Genomic DNA, 23,888 nt, shown 5'->3' with positions numbered 1-23,888 from the left:
TTGGTCTAAAATAAAGGAAAGAGGTGAAGTCTTATGAAAAAAGTAATTTGTGTGGTCGAAGATGAAAAAGCAATCAACGACCTAGTGAATCAATATTTAAAAAAAGAAGGCTATGAGGTTCGTTCCTATTATACGTATGAAGAGGCCAGTGCCCATGTCGGTGACGATGATGTACACTTATGGATCTTGGATATCATGCTGGATGATAAGAGCGGGTTTGACTTAATTGAAGAAATCCGTTTACAGGGAAAAGATATCCCGGTTATTTTTATGTCAGCACGTGATAAAGAATTTGACCGTATCATTGGATTGGAAAAAGGAAGTGATGATTATATCACAAAACCTTTTTCACCAAAGGAATTGGTTTTACGTGTGAACAATGTGATGAAGCGCGTCTATCGTAATGACAATAACCGCATCATGGTAGATGGGTATGAACTTGATGAAGAACAACGCAAGGTTTTTGACGGTGGAAAAGAAATTGATTTAACCACTAAGGAATTTGATTTGTTGATGATGTTTATTAAAAATAAAGGTATGGCATTTAACCGTGAAGCCATCTTAACGAATGTATGGGAAGAAAACTATTATGGAAGTGATCGTGTCGTTGATGATACGCTGCGTCGCTTGCGTAAGAAACTGCCAAATCTGAACATTCATACGATTTATGGCTATGGTTATCGTTTAGGCTAATGAAACGCTTTAATGAATTCATTAAACAGCTGTCTTTAACACAACAGCTGTTTGCGCTGATTTTCTTTTTCGTTACTTTTTTTGCGGTCTTCTTCTTTGTATATGTCAATGGCAGTGTTAATAACGCAATTAAAGAACAGATATTTAAATCGCTAGATGATACACAAAGTACTTTGATCAGTGCAAATGCAACGCTGGATGCGTACAGCAATGCCAGTAATATTGAAAATTATCCGGTCATGATCAAAAATGGTGATACCCCTATCTTGATTGCCCCGGCAGAAAAAAATATTGATACAAACAGTCGGGAATGGGAACAGATTCGCAATGATTTGCTTAAGGTCATGCGAGGAAATTTGGAAAAATATCATGGAATCTTTAAGAATGCCAGCAATGATCTGGATTCTTATTACAGTGTTTTGCGCATCACAGATAAACAGTATTTGATTTCTAAAACCTATAGCGATAATATGGATAAGCTGGAAAATGTTTTAGTAAACAGTGTTGTCTATATCACGGTAATCGTCGTTGGTTTCTTCTTTATCGTATTAATGATGTGGGTCATTACGCTCATTCATCCATTGAATCAGATACGTAATTATATTGAACGTGTGAAACTGGGAAAAGATGCTGAGCTGCATGTAAATCGCAAGGATGAAATCGGGGAATTGGCGGATGCTCTGGTCAGCATGCGAGATGAGTTATTGCGTCAGGAAAAGACGAAGGAAGAAATGATTCACAATATATCACATGACTTAAAGACACCGATTGCGACGATTAAATCTTATGGAGAAAGTATCAAAGATGGTATTTATCCATACGATACCTTGGAGAAAAGTGTTGATGTTATCATTGAAAATGCGGATCGTTTAGAGGCAAAAGTACATTCCTTGTTGTTCATGAATCGTGTTGAATATCTGATTTCACAGGATTGTGAAGGTATTTCCAGCAATATGCAGGAAATCGTGGAAACAGTTGTGCAAAATACCAAATTCATAAAGCCGGAAATCACCATTCAGACAGATTTGGAAGAAGTGTGGTTTGATGGATTGGCCGAACCTTGGCGCGTTGCCGTGGAAAACATTTTAGAAAATGCATTGCGTTATGCGAAAACGACCATCAATATTCACTTGAGTGAAGAAGAAGGTTTGACGATTGCCAATGATGGCCCATGTATGGATGAAGATCGTATCAAAGTACTCTTTAAACCATATGAAAAAGGGCAAGGCGGTAAGTTTGGCTTAGGATTAAGTATCGTATCCAAAGTCGTTAACGCGAATCATTATGAGGTATGTGGAGAAAATACAGCCGATGGTGTTATTTTCCGTATTAATAAACCCAAAACAGAAACTAAAAAAGGACGATAATTATTTGTTTGTGTGAAAATAAACTCTGTGAACACGATATGTTCATAGAGTTTTTTTCGTATGGATAAGAAAATATTGTCTAAACATGTTCCTTTTTTCATATACTGAAACGAATGGAGGATGTGTATGTGCAGGATTCATAATTGTAAGTTAAATGTCACCGTAAAAGGAGAAGGGCAGGGCATTCTCCTCTTACATGGATGGGGCCAAAATGCCTATATGATGAAATTTCTCCAAGATCATTTATGTGAGCACTATAAAGTTGTCAATTTAGACTTACCGGGGTTTGGTGAAAGTGAAGAACCCGATCATGCTTGGGACCTCAAGGAATATGCGAGTGCCATGCATGAGCTATGTGATTACTATGAAATAAATCAACCGATCATTATTGCCCATTCCTTTGGCGCCCGCATTGCATTTCATTATGCATTGCAATATCCGCTTCAGGCAATGATCTTAACCGGAGCTGCCGGCATACGTAAAAAACATGGGATTTCTTATTATATCCGTGTGTATAGTTATAAGTTCATGAAAAAATGGCATCGTCAGATACAAATGGGCAGTGTTGATTATCAACAGGCTAGTGATATCATGCGCAGTGTGCTGGTAAAAAGTGTGAATGATGATATTACACCGGAATTAGCGAAGATAAAAGTTGAAACGCTTTTAGTATGGGGGGAACAAGATGAACAAACGCCTTTATGGATGGGAAAAATGATGGAAACATTGATGCCGCATGCGACCCTTGTGACATTAGCCAAAGATGATCACTTTGCATACTTTCATCAAAGTCTTCGCTTTAAGGCTATTGTGGATGCTTTTCTGGAGGGCATCTCATGAAAACCTTCATGCTATGTAGTTATCTGTTTTTTGTGCTTGTGCCCTTGAAAAAAAGTCTGCATATGTTCCAGCAAAATCGCTATCGCAATGATCGCTATCTGCCATGGCTGAAACAACAGTTATATGTGCTGCGCAAACATTTGGTGAAGACAGTATTGTTGCTTTTTTTGATATATGGTTTATTTTTTATTTCAAACGATCAATTTCCCCAGCTGTTATTAAGCATGTTGCTATTGATATATGGTTACTTGATGTGGCGCAAAGAAGAACAAAGTGAATATCGCAAGCCGTTGGTATTTACGCCAAGAGCAAAACGGTTATATGGGATGCAACTTTTCCTGATGTTTGTGATTTTATGGGTATTGCAACAGTATGGCAATATCTTTTGGCAGATTTTCTTTACGCCATACCTCTACTTTTTGCCATGGGTGCTTATTCTTGTATCGGCATGTATCATGTTACCTATCGAGCGCTTTATCCAACAGTCTTATATGCAGAAAGCAGCGAAAAAACTGCGGGATCATGAAAATCTTTGTATCATAGGTATTACAGGAAGTTATGGGAAAACAAGTGTGAAAAATGTATTGTACCAGCTGATGAAAGAAGATTGGTATGCCTTGGCGACTCCACAGTCCTATAATAATCGCATGGGAATTACAAAGACCATCTTGGAATATCTACAGCCACTGCATGAACTGTTTCTATGCGAAATGGGAGCCGATCATGTTCATGAGATTGAAGAGCTGATGAAGTTTGTCAGACCCCAATATGGTATTGTAACAGCCGTTGGCCAACAGCATTTGGCTACGTTTCATAGTATGGAAAACATTTTGCATGAAAAAATGCAGATGATTGAGCAATTAGGCAGACAGGGAATAGGATTTTTAAATGCGGATAATGAATGGATACGTTCTTATCCATTACGTGTTCATTGCCGTGTCATCTGGTTTGGTAAGGATATGTTAGCAGATTATCGGTATGGAAATGTTTCTTATGATGAAGAAGGCAGCCGTTTTACCATTACGCATAAGGCCGTTGCTCATGTTTTTCATACCCGTTTGTTAGGGGAACATAATCTGATGAATATCACTTGTGGGGTTGCGGTAGCACATCAATTAGGAATGTCCTGGGATGCTTTGGGTAAGCAATGTGAACAGCTGCCTTATGTAACCCATCGTTTAGAAAAGAAACAGATGGCGGATTATACACTGCTTGATGATGCATATAATGCCAATCCTAAGGGGGCTCGTTATGCGTTGGATGTGTTAAGAGAAATGCCCCAACAGCGTATCATCATTACCCCCGGTCTGATTGACTTGGGGTATGCACAGGATAAAGAAAATGAACTGCTGGGAGCTTATATGGCTGCATGTGTAGATGATGTTATATTGGTAGGCCCAACACAGACCGAAAAAATAAAAAAAGGCTTAATCGCTAAGAAGTTTCCGATAGAAAGATTGCATGTCGTAACGAATATTCAAGAAGCCTTTGCCTGTTTACAACAGATTAAAGAAAAGGACGCCTATGTTTTATTAGAAAATGATTTACCGGACGCTTTTAACCACTAAGCGGATTGCGTAACGCCTATCCTGCTATTGCATAGACTGAAATATGCGAATAGGAAAGGGATGGATGTTATGAAATTAAGTGTTGCCATAGCTTTTGGCGGTGTTTCCGTTGAGCATGAGATCAGTATCCTTTCAGCAATGCAGGCAATTGCGGCTTTTCCAGATGCTTATGAAATCGTACCTTTATATATTGCCAAGGATGGAAGAATGTATAGTGATGCCTCATTTCAAAAAACGGAGGTATTTCAAGATTTAACAAAGGTTACGCAGGAAAATTATGAAGTTCAGCTTGTACGTGAGCATCAACGGGTGTTGATGCAATGGAAAAAACATCACTTTTGGAAAACATCTCGCGTAATTGACTTTGTACTGCCGATTTTACATGGGACAAACGGAGAGGATGGAAGCTTTCAAGGCTTTTTAAAGACCTTGCATGTACCGTTTGCGCAGTGTGGTGTATTATCCGGTGCTTTAGGACAAGATAAAGTAGCTATGAAAATGATCCTGCAAGATCAAGGGTTACCTTTAGTACCATGGTTTTATTGGTGGAAACAAGAGCCATTAGAGGAAGCATTCTTTGCGAAAGCACAGCGCCTTGGCTATCCGATGATCATAAAACCAAGCAATCTTGGCAGTAGTATTGGGATTGCGGTAGTACAAAATGCGCAGGAATTAAAGAAAGCGATGGAAGAGGGATTTCAATATGATGATAAGATCGTCATTGAAAAGGTGATCACCCCATTAAGAGAAATAAACGCATCTGTGTTAGGGGATATGGAAGATGCCAAATGCAGTGTCCTAGAAGAAGTTGTAAAACAGGATACAATTTTATCCTTTCAGGACAAATATGAAGGACATGCGAAAAGTAAAGGAATGGCTGGTACCAATCGTCGCGTACCGGCTTCCTTAGAAAAAGAAGAAGCGCAAGAAATTACGTCCTATGCATTGGCAAGCTTTCAAGCGCTGCAGGCGGAAGGGGTTGTCCGTATTGACTTTTTGATGAATGCGGATACGAAAGATATTTATGTCAATGAGATTAATTCTATTCCGGGTTCTTTAGCGTATTATTTATGGGAAGCCAGTGGTCTGACTTTTACAAAACTGTTAGAGGAACTGATCCAGTTAGGCATGAAACGTTGGCGTAGAGAAGAAAAGCGCATTGTGAGCTTTGATACAAATGTATTACAATTGCAGGCAAAAGGGGGCAGTAAACAATTGTAAAAAAAACAGATGGTGTTTTACCATCTGTACATAGGTTAGTGAACGGTTTTTCGATATTCATTCGGCGTCATGCCGGTTTCTTTCTTAAATACTTGTGAGAAATAGGATTGGGAAGAAAACCCGCTTGATTCGGAAATTTGGGAAATGGAATAATTGGTTGTCGATAAAAGCTCTTTCGCCTCTTTGATTCGCAATTGTATCAAATAGTTGATGGGAGAGATTCCTTTGTATTGTTTAAAAGCATGTACGAGATAAAACTTGTTCATAAAGGCTTTTTCACTTAGTAATTCGAGGGATATTTCTTCACGGAAATGATTGTTGATGTATTGTTCCACAAAGCGGCATTCTTTGGCCACTTTTTTTGCAGGCGCAATCAACAAATTTGCTTTCGTACGACGAACCATATTAATAATTAGTACTTCTAATAAGTTTTGACAGACAACTTCAAAGTTGTTGTCTTTTTCTTCCATCTCTTGTAATAAGGTCTTCAAATAAAACAGGATTTCATGCTTAAATTCATAATAGTTATGTACACTATAATCTTTTTCTTCTTCCTCTTCCTCTTCATCTTCTTGTTCAGAAAAGCTGGTGAACTGCAATCCTTCAATTCCCAATACGATGTATTCTAATGGGGAATCACCACGACTCATCTCAGTATGTACGACGTTTGGGTTGACAATGATCATGTCATCTTCACGTACATCGAACACATTATCATTGACAAGAAAGCTTCCTTTGCCGCGGATTACATAAAATAGTTCGGTGCAATGATGCGCATGTGGCGTACTATGCCAGTCCCCTTCATAGCGTGATGTAGAAATATACAAAAGACGATAAGACATTTTATCTAAACGAGGCATATCTTCCATCTGATAACGCTGAATACTCATGATCTGTCCTCCCTTTTTTACCATTATATAGAAAAAATTCATAGTTGACAAGATATTGTTAAAAAAACAAACTTGCCAATATATCTAAAAAAATCAAAATGAAGAGGAAAAAGCTCGATAAATCGATTCTTTTTTTAGAAATCTTGTTACAAAAATGGGGAAAATGAAGGATTAGGTCATTTGACAAGACTATAGGGAATACATACAATGTTGTCAGATAACACAAGGAGGACGTTTATGAAAACGAACAAAGGCCGTTTAACCGTGCCGACCGATGTAGATGTAATTGAAGACACCCTGCGCATCATTGATTTATGGGGCGCAGACGCCATTCGCGATTGCGATGGTACCAACATGCCAAAGGAATTGAGTGACTTGGATGTGAAACAGTATGCGACTTATTATACGACCCGCAAAGATAATGCATGGGCCACAGCACATCCGGAAGAAATCCAGCAGATGTATCTGATGAGTGATTTCATGACAGCATCCACTTCAACTCTACGCATTCCATTAATGAAACATTATTACGAAAAACAATTAAAAGTTAATACGATTGATGACATCAGTCGCTGGTGGGAAGTAATTGATCGTACAAGTGGTGACATCATTCCTTATGGACAATGGCTGTATGAGGAAGAATGTGGTGAGGTCGTCATTCAAGAGGCAATTCCTTTTCATGCTTATACCGTAAGCTTTCTGGCTTTTGTAATATGGGATCCAGTACATATGTATAATGCGATAACCAATGATTGGAAAGATGAGGAGCATCAGATGACCTATGATGTTCGTCAGCCGAAAACGCAAGCGTATGTCTTAGCAAAATTACGTTCATGGTGTAAGGAACATCCGGAAGTCGATGTGATTCGTTATACAACGTTTTTCCATCAGTTTACCCTGATGTTTAATGAAGAAGCAAAAGAGAAATTTGTGGATTGGTTTGGTTATAGTGCCAGTGTATCCCCATATATTCTGGAACAATTTGAAAAGGAAGTCGGATACAAATTCCGTCCGGAATATATCATTTCGCAAGGCTACCATAATTCAACCTTCTGCGTACCTACGAAAGAATATAAAGACTTTATGAACTTCCAGATGCGTGAGGTTGCCAAACTGGTAAAACAATTTGTCGATATTACGCATGAAGAAGGAAAAGAGGCCATGATGTTTTTGGGCGATCATTGGATTGGTACAGAACCATTTGGACCATATTTCAAGGACTTAGGAATTGATGCTGTTGTTGGTTCTGTTGGCAATGGTACGACCTTACGTTTGATTTCGGATATTCCTGGTGTGAAGTATACCGAAGGAAGATTTTTACCATATTTCTTCCCGGATGTCTTCTGTGAAGGCGGCGATCCTATTCAGGAAGCTAAGGTCAATTGGGTAACCGCAAGACGTGCAATTTTACGTTCTCCATTGGATCGTATTGGTTATGGCGGTTATTTGAAACTGGCTTTGCAGTTCCCTGATTTTGTGGAGTATATCACACATGTTTGTGATGAATTCCGTGAGTTATATGATCATGTACATGGGGCAAAACCTTATTGTATGCCATTTAAAGTGACGATATTAAATGCATGGGGAAAGGTGCGCAGTTGGGGTACCCATATGGTGGCGCATGCATTGTGGTATAAAGAGATTTATTCTTATTCCGGTGTATTAGAGGCTTTAAGCGGTATGCCATTTGATGTTTCATTCATCAGCTTTGATGATATTCTAGAGGATCCGCATGTTTTAGATGATGCCGGTGTTATTATCAATGCCGGAGACGCTTATACTGCCTATAGTGGTGGCGAGTATTGGGCTGACCCACGTATCATCGAAGCAATGCGTCGCTTTGTATACAACGGTGGCGGCTTTATCGGTGTTGGGGAGCCAACGGCTTATCAGCGCAATGGTCATTTCTTCCAACTCTATGATGTCTTAGGGGTCGATAAAGAATTAGGATTCTCTTTGTCTACGGATAAATACAACTGGGAAGAGAAAGAGCATTTCTTAACGGAGAACTTTGCTGAGACGATCGATTTTGGTGAAGAAGTAAAAAATATATATGCATTAAATGGAACCACGGTTTTAAAAGATGACCGTCATAATATCATGTTTGCGGCCAATACGTATGGAAAGGGACGCAGTGTTTATTTGCGCGGATTGCCATTCAGCTTTGAAAATGCTCGATTGTTATATCGCTGTTTATTTTATGCGGCTGGCAAAGAGGATGAAATCAAGACATGGTACAGTGAAAATCCTAATGTGGAGGTCAATGTATATCCAAATACCCAAAGCTATTGTGTCGTGAATAACACATATGAAGAACAGACGACTACGGTATATACAGATAGGGAAAGTTATGCTCTTACCCTAGCGGCCACGGAAATTCGTTGGTTTTCGATAAAATGATGATAAAAAAGAGGGAGTGAAGAAAAGTCACTCCCTCATTTTTTTAATACTTTTGTTGTAAGATGGTTTTGGCACATTTACCGGAAAATAGACGAGAACCATCGCTATATCCTTCTTCTCGATCTTTTAATTCAGCGATTAAATATTTACGCAGTTGCTCAATGCGTTGCTGGTATTGTACATCATGAAGAGCATCGTGTGTTTCATTTGGGTCATTGGCGAGATGGAAATATTGTTCCCTGCCAGTTTCACTATACCAGATATATTTGTCTGTTGGCGTTACGATATAGTGGTTACTGAATCCCGAATGAAAACTGTGTTCGCCATGCAGATAAGAGCGTTTGATCTCTGTATCATGCAAAATCGTATCATACAAGGAAAGACCATCCACCGTTTCAGGAATCGGCAAGTCACACAAAGCTAACAGAGTTGGCATGATGTCGCGTAATTCGCAGATACCCCGTATGCGTTTAGGAAGAAGATCCGCAATGTTTTTACCGATATGCATAAGGAAGGGAATATGGGTACTGCCTTCATAAGGGAAAACCTTACGCCATAGGCTATGATCAAACAGCATTTCACCATGATCACTGACAAAGAGGATGATGGTATCCTCATACATTCCTTCTTCACGAAGGGCACTGAGAATACGTCCAATCTGATGATCTACATGCGTGATGGAAGCATAATATCCAGCCATAGCATCATGACGCATAGCTGCATCATTACAACCATAGATGGAATCACTTGTAAAGCCATATTGCTTTGTCATCGCTTCATCATCCCAATCACCTTTTGTAGGTTCGCGCAGTTGCTTATCCTTATACATTGCATAGTAAGCAGGCGGAGGATCTAATGGCTGATGCGGACGAACAAAACTACTCATGAGAAAAAACGGCTTACTGCGATCTCTTGTCTTTAAAAAACGAATACTGTTATCAGCACACCAATTGGTAGGATGCAATCGTTCTTCATAGATCCATGGATGAGTGACCCAGGAATTACACTCAGCACCGCTGGCATTGACATCCGCATGGCGATCTAAGCTATTTTGTAAGTCAAACAGATAATCATCACAGACCTCTTGATGCATCCAATGTGGTATATCATTGCCTCGATAACATCCCAAATACCCATCATGCAGCTTCAATCCTTGAAAGCCACATAATAACCGCGGCGGATGAACATGCATTTTGCCGATACATTGCGTTTGGTAGCCGGCATTGCTAAACTCTTCTGCCAAATAATGCTCATATTCCCAAGGAATATTATCCTCATAGCCGACACGCCGGTGTGCTCTTTGACTTCGCCCTGTTAACAAAGCAGCGCGAGCGGGAATACAGCTGGGACAAGCAGAATAGGCCTGTTCAAATAAGACACCATCATTCGCTAAAGAATCTAAATAAGGTGTTTTTACATCCGGATGATGTGCAATGGATAGGCAGTCGCCGCGGAACTGATCACACATCAATAAGAGGACATTTGCTTTTTTCATAGAAAACTCCTTTACTTTTTATATGGAGATACGCTACGCTATAAACAGATACTTTGCTTTGCGTAAGCTTACAACATCTTCATTATAAGAAAAAACAGACGGTTTGTAAAATGATGCCGAAAAAGATGTCAAGATACTCATAAAAAAGACCATCTTATATAATAAATATATTTCATTCTACCAAATGATGTAATAAAATAATACGCATGAAAAAGAAAAGATCAGGGAAGGAAGGTTCTATATGAAACAGCTTAGTGTATTAATCAAACCGGCAGGTGCGGCCTGCAATATGGCTTGTGGATACTGTTTTTACCATGATGTCGCAAATCATCGCAAGGATTTTGCAGGTGTTATGACATATGAGGTGATGGAACTGGTCATTGCACGCGCTTTTGCATGTGTAGATGATGAGGGAAGTCTTCATTTTGCGTTTCAAGGTGGAGAACCTACCTTAGCTGGATTGCCTTTTTTTATCTCTTTTATCAAACGGGTGAAAGAAAAACAACATAAACAGCAAATACGTTACAGCCTGCAGACAAATGGCTTGTTGCTGGATGAAGCCTGGGCCCTTTTCTTAAAACAGCATGATGTTTTAACAGGAATATCACTTGATGGCTATGAATCATTGCATGAGCATATGCGAAAAGATGCGCAAGGGGAAAAGACGTATTGGCGTGTACTGCGTGCGTATGAATTATTACAAAGGCATGGTGTGAAAGTGAATATCTTAAGTGTGGTGCATGAGGAAAGTGTGGCACATGTTAAGGCCTTGTATCATTTTTTCATCCAGCATAAGATGGAATATGTGCAATTGATTCCCTGTTTACCGGATTTGACAAATAAACATCGTTATTTATCGGCACAGGGATTTGCTCGCTTTTACATCGAGATGTTTCACTTATGGCATCAAGGCATTTCAAAGGGGCATCCCTTACATATCGGCTTATTTGATGATCTGTATCTCATGTGTATGGATTCTTTACCCTTAACTTGTGGGCGGCTGGGACGCTGTGCATTTCAGTATGTCATAGAAGCAGATGGTACCATCTATCCATGTGATTTTTATGCATTGCCACAATTTGCCTGCGGAACGCTTGCTACTCACTCCCTGACGTCAGCAAGACAATGTGAGAGGGCAGAGCAATTCTTAAAACAAGAACTTCCTAAACAATGTCAAACGTGCTCCTATCTTAATTTTTGTCGTGGAGGATGCAAGCGCAAACGCGATATTTATTTAGAGGAAACGATTGGATATTGTGGGTATCGGGAATTTTTAGTACATGTATTACCAATTGTCTTAGCTGATATTTCATATGAAATAGAATGTAAGTGAATGAAAGGGAAGAAATATTGTTTCTATTATCAAAAAAGCAATAAATATAAAAAACAGAACAATATAGGGATTGTATAAAACGCTTTCATTATGTAATATTTAGGTATGGAAAACAAATCCAAATGAAGGAGGAACAGTTTTATGAAGAAAATGGTAGCATTAGCTTGTGCCGGCCTGATGGTTGCAAGCGTTGTTACAGGATGCGGCAGCAAGAAAGATGACGCTGACAAATCCGGCGGAGAAAAAAGAGTTCTGAAATTTGACTCATTCTCTGGTGGTAACGGAGAGGAAGTATGGAAGGATCTGGAAGCAGCATTTGAAAAGAAATACCCAGAAGTAGACGTTCAGATGCGCTTTGAAAAAGACTTACCAGCAGTTTTGAATAAAGAAAACGCTACAGGTACTTACTCTGATTTGGTTTACTACAACGTAGGACAGAAATCAGGATTCACAGAAAGCCAGCTGAACAGCGGCGAAGTTATGGATATCTCTGATGTATTCGCAAACGCAAAAGATGTTGATCAAGCATTTGCTGATAGTTCCGTATCTAAATATTTAGGTGATGGAAAGAACTATTTAGCACCAATCATGTATACTCCAGGTGCATTCTTCTACAATGCTGAATTGATCGGTGAAGGTAAGAAATATGCATTACCATCTACTTGGGATGAAATGTTTGCTTTAGGTGATCAGCTGAAGAAAGAAAAGGGACCAGCATTGTTCACATATCCAGTAAAAGGTTACTTCGATAACACATTGATCGGTATGTACAAACAATTAGGTATCCTAGATAAAGCATTATCTTATGATGATTCTACTTGGACTTCAAAAGAAGGTACAAAGATTCTTGAAACTGTTGGTAAATTAGTTGCTAAAGAAAACGGTTATCTGTTTAAAGATACGGTAGCAAACGCTAACGCAAAAGATGGCTTTACAAACAACCAGCAGGCTGTTATTGATGGTAAAGCATTGTTCATGCCTAATGGTTATTGGGTAAAGAATGAAATGAGCAAAACAACTCCAGAAAAAGGATTCAAATGGGGCGTTATGGCTCTGCCAGCATTCGAAAAAGATGGTAAACGTGCAATTGCATCCTTTACAGAACAGGCTTGGATTCCTAAGCAGGCTAAAAATTCAGCTGATGCTAAGAAATTCTTGGAATTCATCTACTCTGAAGAAGGCGCTGAAATTATGTTGAAACATGATATCGTTGCTCCTGTTAAGGGTATCACTGACAAGATTGACAAGAACTCTGACTTAGGTAAAGCATTCGCTACTTATAGTGAAAAGAACGTGGAAACTATCGTTGGTGCATCTTATGCAGCATACGACAAAAAAGCACTTCCTAAACTGGACTTCAACGCATCTTTATATGGACCAATTGATGACATCGCAACTGGCAAGAAAGATGTAGCCACTTGGAAATCTGAACTGATTAAACTGTGGAAAGAACTGAAAGCTAACCCAGTTAAATAAGTAAAAAAGTTGGTAATAATTAAGCGATGAGCCATCCAGTTCATCGCTTTTTAAAAAGATTGGAGGTTTCTATATGAACAAAAAGAAGGCCCAGCGTACATTTATCTTCGGATGTCTGGCGCCCGCAGTAATATTGGCTATCCTCTTTATTGCTGTACCAACGATTACCGTCTTTAAAGAATCCTTCTTTGATAAGACAGATTTGATTCATGACGGTGCATTTGTCGCTTTAGACAACTTTAAAGTATTATTCTCCGATGAACGTTTTATTGAATCTATGCAGAATATTATTTTAACCATTACGCTTGTAACACTTGTTACTTTAGTACTGGCTGTCTTATTCGCAACCCTGCTGACAAGAGAAGAATTCAGAGGAAAGAACTTCTTCCGTGTCATCTTCTATATTCCTAATATTTTAAGTATCGTTGTTATTGCCGGTATCTTCGCGGCTATTTATCAGCCATCCAATGGTATCTTGAATTCCTTCTTGGAAATGATTGGTTTGAGTGGCTTGACAAGAGCTTGGATGGGGGATCCGGATATTGTAAATTACTCTATTATCGTAGCATTGATCTGGCAGGCAATTGGTTACTATATGGTTATGTACATGGCGAGCATGTCATCCATTCCGGAAAACCTGTATGAAGCAGCTTCTTTGGAAGGTGCCGGTAAGATCAAACAGTTCTTTATGATTACCTTACCGCTTATCTGGAATAATATACGAACAACACTTACATTCTTCGTTATTTCTACGATCAACTTAAGTTTCATGTTTGTCCAGATTAATACGGAAGGTTCTCTAGGCACAGAAGTACCATTGAACTATATGTATAATAAAGCATTTGCCGGCAACTACAGCTATGGTATGGCTGCTGGTGTATGTATCTTCCTGTTCTCATTTGCTTTATCGGGCATTTTGAACAATATTACAAAACGTGACGTATTAGAGTTCTAGGAGGTAAACAAAATGAAAGAAAAAAAGAAATTTTCGCTATATAAAGTGTTTGTTTATGTCGCTCTAATCGCGTTAGCAATCACTATTATCGTACCAATCGTGTGGGTCTTCATGGCCAGTGTAAAGAGTCAGTCTGATTTAGTTCAGCGCAGTCCTTGGAGCTTACCTACACAGGTACTATGGTCAAACTTTGCGACTGCATTTCAAAAAGCGCGCATGGGTGACTACCTGGTGAATTCCGTCATTGTAACGGCGATGAGTATATTCTTCCTATTGATCGTTGCACTGCCTGCATCTTATGTATTGGCACGGTTCCGTTTCAAAGGAAAGAAATTCTTTAATGCATTATTTATGGCAGGACTTTTCATTAATACGAACTATATTGTATTGCCGATTTATGTTATGCTGTTCCATTGGGAAATTGCATTACAGGTACAGGATGTGTTCTTAAACAATAAAATCATGCTGTCACTGATATATGCGGCAACGTCGCTGCCATTTACGATCTATTTGCTCAGCGGCTACTTCCAAACTTTGCCGAAAGCTTATGAAGAGGCGGCTTTGATTGATGGCTGCGGATACTTTAAGACAATGACCAAGATCATGATACCGATGGCCAGACCTAGTATCATTACGGTTATCTTATTCCAATTCTTAGCATTCTGGAATGAATATATCATGGCCTTTACATTAATGGAAAAAGACAACTCAACTTTGGGTGTCGGTTTGAAATTCTTGATGGCAGATCAGCGAGCGGCTGCAGACTTTGGTGTTATGTATGCCGGCTTGGTAATCGTCATGGTTCCGACACTGATTCTGTACATCTTAGTACAGAAGAAACTGACCGAGGGCATGAGCCTTGGCGGTTTGAAAGATTAGGAGACGATTATGGGAAAAACGACTGGAAGAGTGACATTACCTGGAGAATCTAATTTCCTTGAAGAAAGTAAAGACCTGCTGAAACGCTGGGGTGCCGATGCCATTCGTGACAGTGACGGCACTAAGCTGGATGAAGGAATCAAATCGTTAGATGCCAAAATTTATACGACTTATTTTGTTGCCAGAGGACATAATGAATTTGCTCAGCAGCATATGGAGGAATGTCAGCAGATCTATCTGATGAGTCCTTATACACTAGCCGATAAAGAAGAAATTACGATTGCCTTTGCGGCTGAATATTTTGATCAGCAGGTAACACCGGATTATGACCATGATCCAAAGGAATGGTGGGAAGTTATTGATCGTACAACACAAGAAGTTGTTGATGTGAAGGATTGGGATATAAATACAAAAGACCATACGCTTACGATACATCATGCTAAGAAGTTCCATGAATATACCGTTTCTTTTCTGGCTTATATCTTATGGGATCCAACACAGATGTACAATCACATCACCAATGACTGGGGTGATAAACCTCATGAAATTCCCTTTGATGTACGAAAACCTTTCTCTCGCGCATATGTCGTACAATATTTAAAAGACTGGTTGGCTGATGAAGAGAATAAACGCTGTGATGTCGTACGATTTACAACGTTCTTCTATCACTTTACGTTAATCTTCAATAAGCTGGCAAAAGAAAAATTTGTGGATTGGTGTGGATATGGCGCTAGTGTTTCTACTGAGGCAATTTTAGCCTTCGAGAAAGCCTATGGCTATCGCTTACGCCCAGAAGTATTTGTAGATAATGGATACTACAACTCAACTTTCTGTGTACCAACCAAAGAATATTTGGAATACATTGATTTCCAACAGCGTTTTGTTGCGGAAACGGCAAAAGAATTGGTACAGTTGGTTCATGATGCTGGCAAAGAAGCTATGATGTTTTTGGGAGATAACTGGATTGGTACGGAGCCTTATGGCAAATACTTTCCGGAAATCGGCTTAGATGCTGTTGTCGGAAGTGTTGGCGGAGGTGCTACCTTGCGTTTGATTTCCGATATTCCCGGTGTGAAATATCACGAAGGAAGATTCCTTCCATATTTCTTCCCGGATACCTTCTATGAAGGAAATGATCCGACGATTGAGGCAATTGATAACTGGTTAAGTGCACGTCGTGCGATTATGCGTAAACCAATTGATCGTATCGGCTATGGCGGATATCCTAGCTTAGCTTACAAATTTCCAAAGTTTGTAGACTATATTGAAAAAGTTTGTGATGAATTCCGTGAAATCTATGATCGTGTACATGGTCAAACACCATATTGCGGATTAAAGGTAGCAATCTTAAACAGCTGGGGTGCTTTACGCAGCTGGCATGCATATATGGTTGCCCATGGCTTGTATTGCAAACAAATTTACTCATACAATGGTATGCTTGAATCGCTTAGTGGTGCCAGCGTAGATGTTGTCTTCCTCAGCTTCGATGAGGTGTTGGAACATGGTATCCCAGAAGATATTGATGTTATCATCAATGCAGGGGATGCCCACACCGCATTCTCCGGTGGAGATGTTTGGAAGAATGAAAAATTAATCTCCATGATGCGTGAATGGATCTATAATGGCGGTGGATTTGTCGGTATTGGTGAACCAGCAGCAGTTGAAAACGGCGGAAGATTCTTCCAGCTGGCGGATGCTTTAGGTGTCGATAAAGAATTAGGTTTCACACTACACACGGATAAATATTTCCACACCCCATTAGCAAGTCACTTCATTACGGAAGATGTAGTGGAAGAATTGGACTTTGGTGAAGGTATGAGAAACATTTATGCGCTGAATGAAGATACCGAGATTATTTCCTACAGCAACGGCGAAGTACATTTAGGTGCACATACTTATGGAAAAGGAAGAGGCGTTTATATTGCTGGTCTTCCATACAGCACGCAGAATACACGCGTACTGCTGCGTTCTCTCTATTATGCGGCACATAAAGAAGAAGAATTTAAAAAATGGTATGCAGATAACCTCTATTGTGAAGTTCATGCATATCCGGATAACAACATGTATGCAATTCTAAATAATACCAATCAAGAACAAAAAACAAATGTGTATGATGGAGAAGGCAATCATGTCGCAGTAACACTCGCCCCTGGTGAAATAAGATGGATGGTGATAAATGATGGAAAATAATGCAGTGAAAAATATAATCATGGCAATCTTGTTCTTCGTGTTTCTTGGACTGATCATTGTCGGACAGAAAACCGTCAGTGTGGCAAATCTAGGCATGGAATTCATCGGCCTTGCGGGATTGCTCGTTCTGCTGTATTTATACAACAGAAAATACAAATAACAGGAGGTAATAAGAATGGCTGAATTATCATTAAGACATATTGATAAGATATATGACAATAATGTCCAGGCAGTATTTGACTTCAACCTGGAGATTAAAGACAAAGAGTTTATCGTCTTTGTAGGACCATCCGGCTGCGGTAAATCAACAACATTGCGTATGATTGCCGGGTTGGAAGACATCAGTGCCGGAGAATTTTACATTGATGGCAAATTGATGAATGACGTGGAACCAAAGGATAGAGATATCGCGATGGTTTTCCAGTCTTATGCATTGTATCCACACATGAGTGTTTACGATAATATGGCATTTGGCTTAAAGCTGAAAAAAGTGCCAAAAGAAGAAATCGACAAACGTGTGCATGAGGCTGCACGTGTTCTGGAAATTGAAGAATATTTGGATCGTAAGCCCAAAGCTTTATCAGGCGGACAGCGTCAGCGTGTTGCTTTAGGACGTGCGATTGTACGTAATGCGAAAGTATTCTTGATGGATGAGCCACTGTCAAACCTGGATGCAAAGCTGCGTGTGCAGATGCGTAGTGAAATTATCAAATTGCATGAGCGTATCAATGCGACAACGATTTATGTAACTCATGATCAGACCGAAGCTATGACGATGGCTGACCGTATTGTTGTTATGAAGAAAGGGTATATTCAACAAATCGGAAGTCCTAAGGAAATCTATAATAATCCTGCCAATATGTTCGTTGCCGGATTCCTGGGAGCACCTGCCACAAACTTCTTAACCGGAATTTGCAAAGGACACAGCTTTATCTGTAATGATCATGAAATCAAACTGCCGGAAATGTTCCATGAAGCATTGAAGCCATATGATGGCAAAGAAATTGTGATGGGTATTCGTCCAGAAGATTTGCATGGTGAAGGTATCGTTGCCGATACGTATCCAACGGCACATTTCCAATTTGATGTAGATGTCAGCGAATTGCTAGGTCATGAATTCATCCTGCATGGCAAATGGGGCAAACAACGTTTAGAAGCAAAGGTTGCGGCACGTATGGAAGCCCGTGCACATGAAACGATTGAACTTGCTATGGATTTAAGTAAGGTACATTTCTTCGATCAAGAAACAGAATTAACGATTGTATAATAAGAATTCCCCCATCTTTCCATAAGGAAAGGTGTTGCTGAAGAGGCAGATATGGATAAATAGCATGTCCCCTCCTCTAATATATAGCCTCTTCAGCTATAGGAAGAGTCGATCTGACATCAGGAAGGAATTGCAGATTGACAAAAAATCCCGTGATAAGCGGGATTTTTTATGTGAAATGTTTCTATAATATCTTATAAGCATGATGTTACCAAATCAATAGCTAGGAATAAAAGGACCAGATAAGATCAATGGATATGTAAGTAATTGTAGAAGCGTTAAAAATTTGAAAACACAACCGTTTTAAGCAAGCTTTTTTAAATATCCTACGTCATCAGAAAGTGAGATACTATTGTTTATTTCGTTTGGCATACTTGTAATTGCAGTTGGGTGATATATTCTTCTTTTTGGCGTGTCTCATGCACATCAATGACAAAAAACTCCATGGCTTCCGATACGATCGTATAGTGATGCTGTTGACAATATTCGATCATCATTTTCAAATGTTGATAATCAGGATCACGCGGTCCTTGATAATAAAGATTGAGATAAAGACCCTCAGGCAATGTGAATTCATAATCTGTTAAAGTGTCTTCCATGATAAAAACAGAGGAAGGATGAATATGGTTCTTATCTTCAATGTTCAAAAAGCAGCCAGTGTGAAAATTGCCGATTGTATAAATATTGTCTTCATATTCTTTGCTGAGCTTAATCAATTGATATTCAATATCATCGTGAATATCATCAGTAGCTAAGGAAACACATTTACGTTGGTTAAGATGCAAAAGCTCCATCTTATCAAAGACAACTTTGGTACTTTTTAATAAAGAAGCTTTACGACGCTGTAAATCCTTTTTCAGTTTTTTTAGCTCTTGAATACGTTGATCGACAATGCGTTCTTCCTCTTCCATAAAGGCAAGGCTATTTTCAATTGTACGGTTTTCTAAATAGGCGGCAATATGCTTCATGGAGAATCCTAAATTACGTAAATCGCGGATCATGTTCAAACGATAAATGTCACTTGTCGTATATTGCCGATAGCGATTCTTGTCACGCATGGGATGAAGAATACCGATTTCTTCATAATAACGTAAGGAATCTACGCCAATATTGTATAATTTAGAAATTTCATTAATTTTATAGTAGTTTTTCATGTACACCTCTTGACTCTGGTATTATACCAAGGTTTATAATGCTCATGCAAGTGAGGTGTTTTATGAATCATAAAAAACAGTTTTTAAAATTTGTCGTGCCATCCATAGTATCAATGCTAGTATTTAATTTATATACGATGATCGATGGTATTTATGTTGCACGTTTTGTTGGTGAAAAAGCCTTATCAGCAGTCAATATCGCTATGCCCTATATAAATTTTATATTTGCTTTTTCCATTTTATTTTCCGTTGGGACATCGACGGTCGTGGCTATTTTTCGAGGAGAAAATAAGCTGGTACAAGCGAATCAGACATTTACGCGAAATACACTGTTTTTAAGCGTCTGCGGTATCGTTATTACGTTGGTTGCACAATATTTCTTAAATGATTTAGCACGCTTTTTAGGTGCTAGTGAAGCTACGATGCCCTATGTGCTGGATTATTTGGGAACAATCGCATGGTTCAGCTTTTTTTTCATCGTATCGTATTCTTTAGAAGTATTAGTAAAAACAGATGGATTTCCTCGTTTAGCTACCGCAGCCGTAAGTGTTGGGGCAGTCACAAACATTGTGATGGACTTTGTCTTAGTCGTTGTATTTCCTATGGGAATCAAAGGGGCAGCTTTAGCTACCGGATTATCACAGGTGTTAACTTTTACCGTATTCTTTCTTCATTTTTTGATGAAAAGGGGAAATATTCATTGGTGTCGTACAACTTTAGATATGTCGGTGTATAAGCGCATTCTGCCTATCGGTATAGCTGACTTTATCACGGAAATGTCGGCAGGCGTCATCGTCTTTCTTTTTAACCATGCTATTTTAAAATATATAGGGGATGATGGAATTGTCACCTATACGGTGATTACGTATATATACAATCTGGTGATGATGACCTTTACAGGAATATCACAAGGAACACAACCTTTAGTCAGCTTTTATCATGGAAAAAAGGAGCCCGCGACCTGTGCATTATTTTTACGCTATGCCCGTATATCAACATTTACAATATCAATTGTTGCCCTTGGTTTCTGCCTGTTGGCAGCACCGCTTATAGTTTCCATATTTATTGATACAAATATACAGCCCTTATTTCATGATAGTGTAAAAGCCTTTCGCATGTTTTCCCTATGTTATTTGGTTATTGGCTATAACATTATATATAGTGGTTATTTTGCAGCTTTGGAAAAAAACCGATATTCTTTTACAATCTCTATGTTACGGGGATTTGTATTCATAGCTTTTTCTATCTGGGTGCTGGGATGGCTGTTTCAAGGAGATGGCATATGGCTTGCGACCTTGTTATGTGAATGTATGACCTTATTATGCAGTACTTGGTTTATGCATACGGAATATAAAAAGAGAAAGCGAGTATCTTCTTAATGCTTAGAATCGTTTGATATGTATTATAAAAGCCTGTTTTCATGATCAACTCTTATATATACAGCATGTGGACATGTCTGGGTAATATTTGAGAAATCATGTAGGAAACAGGCTTATTTTTGATTCTGTATTTTTTCTAGTGCTTCTAACAAATAGAAGAGACGATAATTATCTTTTTCCGATAGCTTAATATTTACGTTATATAAGTAATGTTGTAAGACATCGGCATCTTTTAAGATTTCCGATATCGTACCATCATGACGACTCATTTTATCAGAATGAACAGCGATGACATTACGAATGATCTGAACTTCTTCTTCAGTGAAGGCCTTCGTTTCGTTTAATAGCTTTTCCGCGTATTCACTACTGCGTTTGGCGTGAACAGCATGAGGACAATTTTCCGTATATAAAGCAATATCATGTAGCATAGCCGCTATGCAGGCAAGCTCTACATCAGCTTTCCGAATGGTTGCCAAAAGCGCTGCGGCTTGTGCAACACCATACGTATGAATATAAGCGAATTTACGTGTTTCTTCTTTTTGTAATTTGTTGATTTCTTGATCAACTTTTTCGCGTATTAATTCCAGGCGGTCCATATCATCACCTCTTTTTATTATTCTAGCATGTATACAGTGCTTTGTATAGGCTTTCAGAGTGTTTTGGTCATAAGTATCTTTGTTCGACAAAGTTTTTTAACGTGTTCATAAAAACTAACCATAATTACTATTTACGCAATAAAATTACCGAACAAGAAGAATATATTATATGTGGTTATTGTCCTAAAAATGCATAAAAATGGCAGATTATTTACTTTTTTATCTTGCATAATCGCTTATTTGACTTGCATGTAATAGAATGCTAAAATAGTAACGAAGGATAGGATTATTTCGCGTGTTTGTGTAATCCTTCCATACACAAAACTGCAATCAAAAATAGGATGTAAATGCAGCTATCTTCATCGTTATCTTAAAAACAGTATAACGAGTTTCTTCTGTAAGGATGGGAGCCTTATGGAAGGTGGAACAACATTATGTACATTATTTCTAGCGGATAGATAGTAGGGCATTTCAAAACTTATAGAAAATAAGTGAAAGGACGTGTGGCGAAATGGCAAAGGAAATTTTTGACGTTACACTTTTTAATGAATTCACGATTACATGTGGCAAAGAAAAAGCGATTATCACCGAATATCTTGGAAAACAGCTGGTAAATCTTTTTCAGGTATTTCTTTATTACCGTGAACAACCGGTGCACAAAGATACGCTTATCGAAATTTTATGGCCGGAAAGCGATAATCCGATAAGCGCGTTAAAGTTTACGATTCATCGTTTTCGAAAGGATGTACAAAAAATACCTTTTTTTGAAGGTAAGGAATTGATCTTGACCGTTAAACAGGGTTATCAGTTAAATCCTGATTTTGAATGGCATATTGATTCGGAAGAATTTGGTAATCTTTGGGAAGAAATCAAATTTGAGGAGAATCTCAGTGCAAAAACGATGAAGATAGCGTATCGCATGGTAGACCTATATAAGGGGAAATTTTATATATCAAATTCACAGCTTATGTGGACACAACAAGTATGTGAATTCTATCGGCATGCGTATGTGAAATGCGTGATAAAGATATGTAAGAAGCTGTTGGAAGAGCAAAAATATGAGGAAATGATGACTTTAAATTATCAGGCAATCTTATTAGAACCGTTTTATGAAGGTCTGCACTATTATTATATGAAAGGCTTACTTGAAACGAGTGATTATCACAAAGCATTGCGATATTATGATGATTTAAATGAATCTTTTGTAAAAGAGCTTGGAACAGGTTTATCGATGCGATTTAAAGAATTATATGATGCCATCATGAGTGATCATGAAAACATTGAACGTGTAAAAATTGATAGTTTATTGAAACAACTATCAAGACGAACCGAGGAAGAAGGCGGATTCTACTGTACCTTTGAAATGTTTAAGTACATGTACGAGTTGGTCATGAAAAGCGCTATGCGAGATAATAAGCGTTTATATCTGATATCTTTTGAAATCAGTCATGAAGATGATAAAGAAGAAGAAGTATTTAAAGTAGTGAACAAGGTGAAACATCTGATTGCGTTATCCTTACGTAAGAATGATTTGTTTGCGAAAATCAATGAAGGACAATTTATTGTCTTAGTAGATTGTCAGACGGTAGAAAATGCTTATCTGATTATTCAGCGTATCAGTCATCGCTTTTATAAAAAATTCCGTAATAAGAAATTACGTCTGAATTATTATGTCACGGAAGCAAAATTACTTGATCCAGAGGAAGCAGAATAATAAACAAAAAGGGCAGAAGCGATTCTGTTCTTTTTTAGGGCAATTAATTATTAGATAGCCAAATTTTTTAGAGGTTTTCACCAGAAATTTAGGGAGAAAAGTAAAAAAACAAACAAATCTTTAAGCCCTCTAAAGTTTAATCCCCTAAACGAACCCTTAATTCAGATTGCTAAAGATTTTGGATATTCTTTTTATTATCTGAGGGGAAATATCGTTTTTATCGTTATCTAGTGTACCAAGGATGTAGTTTCTTATGCACTGATATGTATCGTTGTGAAAAGTAATAAAAACATGCTGAAAAAAGGGGTTAAAAAGAATCACTTCAAATGTTACCTAAGCCCAAACACGTCTTTTTTTCAAAAGAAAACAGTAGCTGATTTAAAATAAAACCATTTTATAACTAGTCTGCTCATATAATGAAAAAGTAAAGTCAGTGGTGGCTTTATTTTTATGTTAGGGAGTATAAATGAA

General features: G+C 38.5%; 19 protein-coding genes. 15 read left to right on the top strand and 4 right to left on the bottom strand.

All coding sequences use genetic code 11. The features are described 5' to 3' along the window. Window positions 1-33: 33 nt before the first annotated feature. The 5 genes from EDD61_RS07540 (at window position 34) to EDD61_RS07520 (ending at window position 5,689) form a co-directional block, all read left to right on the top strand. A complete protein-coding gene (locus EDD61_RS07540; RefSeq protein ID WP_008687150.1) occupies window positions 34-693 on the top strand; it encodes a response regulator transcription factor in 660 nt (219 codons plus the stop codon). Further along, window positions 693-2,060 (top strand): sensor histidine kinase, encoded by a 1,368-nt coding sequence (locus EDD61_RS07535; protein ID WP_132224861.1) that lies wholly within the window; start codon window positions 693-695, stop codon window positions 2,058-2,060. The genes EDD61_RS07540 and EDD61_RS07535 overlap by 1 nt, the downstream gene beginning before the upstream one ends. Before the next feature lie 126 nt (window positions 2,061-2,186). Beyond that, the gene (locus tag EDD61_RS07530; RefSeq protein ID WP_008687156.1) at window positions 2,187-2,900 is read left to right on the top strand and encodes an alpha/beta fold hydrolase; all 714 of its coding nucleotides are present in this window, start codon (window positions 2,187-2,189) and stop codon (window positions 2,898-2,900) included. Then, entirely contained in the window at window positions 2,897-4,468 is a 1,572-nt protein-coding gene (locus EDD61_RS07525; RefSeq protein WP_132224859.1) for a Mur ligase family protein, read from the top strand. Before EDD61_RS07530 ends, EDD61_RS07525 begins: the two co-directional genes overlap by 4 nt. Before the next feature lie 69 nt (window positions 4,469-4,537). Continuing rightward, window positions 4,538-5,689 (top strand): D-alanine--D-alanine ligase family protein, encoded by a 1,152-nt coding sequence (locus EDD61_RS07520; RefSeq protein WP_026006742.1) that lies wholly within the window; start codon window positions 4,538-4,540, stop codon window positions 5,687-5,689. A gap of 35 nt (window positions 5,690-5,724) precedes the next feature. Here EDD61_RS07520 and EDD61_RS07515 read toward each other — a convergent pair whose 3' ends face one another. After that, complete coding sequence (locus tag EDD61_RS07515; protein WP_132224857.1) at window positions 5,725-6,579, bottom strand: AraC family transcriptional regulator; 855 nt, start codon at window positions 6,577-6,579, stop codon at window positions 5,725-5,727. Between the two features lie 237 nt (window positions 6,580-6,816). Between EDD61_RS07515 and gnpA (EDD61_RS07510) the strand changes: the two genes are divergently transcribed. After that, on the top strand, window positions 6,817-8,979 hold the full coding sequence (gene gnpA, locus EDD61_RS07510; RefSeq protein ID WP_132224855.1) for a 1,3-beta-galactosyl-N-acetylhexosamine phosphorylase: 2,163 nt from the start codon (window positions 6,817-6,819) through the stop codon (window positions 8,977-8,979). A gap of 43 nt (window positions 8,980-9,022) precedes the next feature. Here the strand turns inward: gnpA (EDD61_RS07510) and EDD61_RS07505 are convergent, their stop codons facing one another. Beyond that, the gene (locus tag EDD61_RS07505; RefSeq protein ID WP_132224853.1) at window positions 9,023-10,474 is read right to left on the bottom strand and encodes an arylsulfatase; all 1,452 of its coding nucleotides are present in this window, start codon (window positions 10,472-10,474) and stop codon (window positions 9,023-9,025) included. A gap of 241 nt (window positions 10,475-10,715) precedes the next feature. Between EDD61_RS07505 and EDD61_RS07500 the strand changes: the two genes are divergently transcribed. From EDD61_RS07500 to EDD61_RS07475, 7 genes are all read left to right on the top strand, one after another. Further along, complete coding sequence (locus EDD61_RS07500; protein ID WP_132224851.1) at window positions 10,716-11,807, top strand: radical SAM/SPASM domain-containing protein; 1,092 nt, start codon at window positions 10,716-10,718, stop codon at window positions 11,805-11,807. A gap of 141 nt (window positions 11,808-11,948) precedes the next feature. Next, window positions 11,949-13,283 carry a carbohydrate ABC transporter substrate-binding protein gene (locus EDD61_RS07495; RefSeq protein ID WP_008687170.1) on the top strand — a complete coding sequence of 445 codons (1,335 nt, stop codon included), beginning with the start codon at window positions 11,949-11,951 and terminating at the stop codon, window positions 13,281-13,283. Window positions 13,284-13,356: 73 nt separating this feature from the next. Beyond that, window positions 13,357-14,238, top strand: coding sequence for a carbohydrate ABC transporter permease (locus tag EDD61_RS07490; protein ID WP_117548161.1), 882 nt, complete (start codon window positions 13,357-13,359; stop codon window positions 14,236-14,238). 12 nt (window positions 14,239-14,250) lie between these two features. Then, window positions 14,251-15,117: a carbohydrate ABC transporter permease gene (locus tag EDD61_RS07485; RefSeq protein WP_008687174.1), complete on the top strand. Its 867-nt coding sequence runs from the start codon at window positions 14,251-14,253 to the stop codon at window positions 15,115-15,117. A 9-nt stretch (window positions 15,118-15,126) separates the two neighbouring features. After that, window positions 15,127-17,307 (top strand): 1,3-beta-galactosyl-N-acetylhexosamine phosphorylase, encoded by a 2,181-nt coding sequence (gnpA, locus tag EDD61_RS07480; RefSeq protein WP_008979371.1) that lies wholly within the window; start codon window positions 15,127-15,129, stop codon window positions 17,305-17,307. Beyond that, window positions 17,294-17,467 (top strand): DUF6903 family protein, encoded by a 174-nt coding sequence (locus tag EDD61_RS13825; protein WP_008687178.1) that lies wholly within the window; start codon window positions 17,294-17,296, stop codon window positions 17,465-17,467. Before gnpA (EDD61_RS07480) ends, EDD61_RS13825 begins: the two co-directional genes overlap by 14 nt. A 15-nt stretch (window positions 17,468-17,482) precedes the next feature. Beyond that, on the top strand, window positions 17,483-18,574 hold the full coding sequence (locus EDD61_RS07475) for an ABC transporter ATP-binding protein (RefSeq protein WP_008687180.1): 1,092 nt from the start codon (window positions 17,483-17,485) through the stop codon (window positions 18,572-18,574). 356 nt (window positions 18,575-18,930) lie between these two features. On the opposite strand, the gene EDD61_RS07470 is transcribed toward EDD61_RS07475, so the two are convergent. Beyond that, on the bottom strand, window positions 18,931-19,728 hold the full coding sequence (locus EDD61_RS07470) for a MerR family transcriptional regulator (protein WP_008687181.1): 798 nt from the start codon (window positions 19,726-19,728) through the stop codon (window positions 18,931-18,933). A 62-nt stretch (window positions 19,729-19,790) separates the two neighbouring features. On the opposite strand from EDD61_RS07470, the gene EDD61_RS07465 reads away from it, so the two are divergent. Beyond that, window positions 19,791-21,107 (top strand): MATE family efflux transporter, encoded by a 1,317-nt coding sequence (locus EDD61_RS07465; protein WP_132224849.1) that lies wholly within the window; start codon window positions 19,791-19,793, stop codon window positions 21,105-21,107. 113 nt (window positions 21,108-21,220) lie between these two features. On the opposite strand, the gene EDD61_RS07460 is transcribed toward EDD61_RS07465, so the two are convergent. Continuing rightward, complete coding sequence (locus tag EDD61_RS07460) at window positions 21,221-21,703, bottom strand: HD domain-containing protein (protein WP_008687185.1); 483 nt, start codon at window positions 21,701-21,703, stop codon at window positions 21,221-21,223. Between the two features lie 511 nt (window positions 21,704-22,214). Here EDD61_RS07460 and EDD61_RS07455 point away from each other — a divergent pair. Beyond that, entirely contained in the window at window positions 22,215-23,417 is a 1,203-nt protein-coding gene (locus tag EDD61_RS07455) for an AfsR/SARP family transcriptional regulator (protein WP_008687186.1), read from the top strand. Window positions 23,418-23,888 lie beyond the last annotated feature (471 nt).

The sequence above is a fragment of the Longicatena caecimuris genome, assembly GCF_004341945.1.
GTDB lineage: Bacteria > Bacillota_I > Bacilli_A > Erysipelotrichales > Erysipelotrichaceae > Longicatena > Longicatena caecimuris.
The sequence above is the reverse complement of the archived record's forward strand: the minus strand, read 5'-3'. Positions and strand labels throughout refer to the sequence as shown.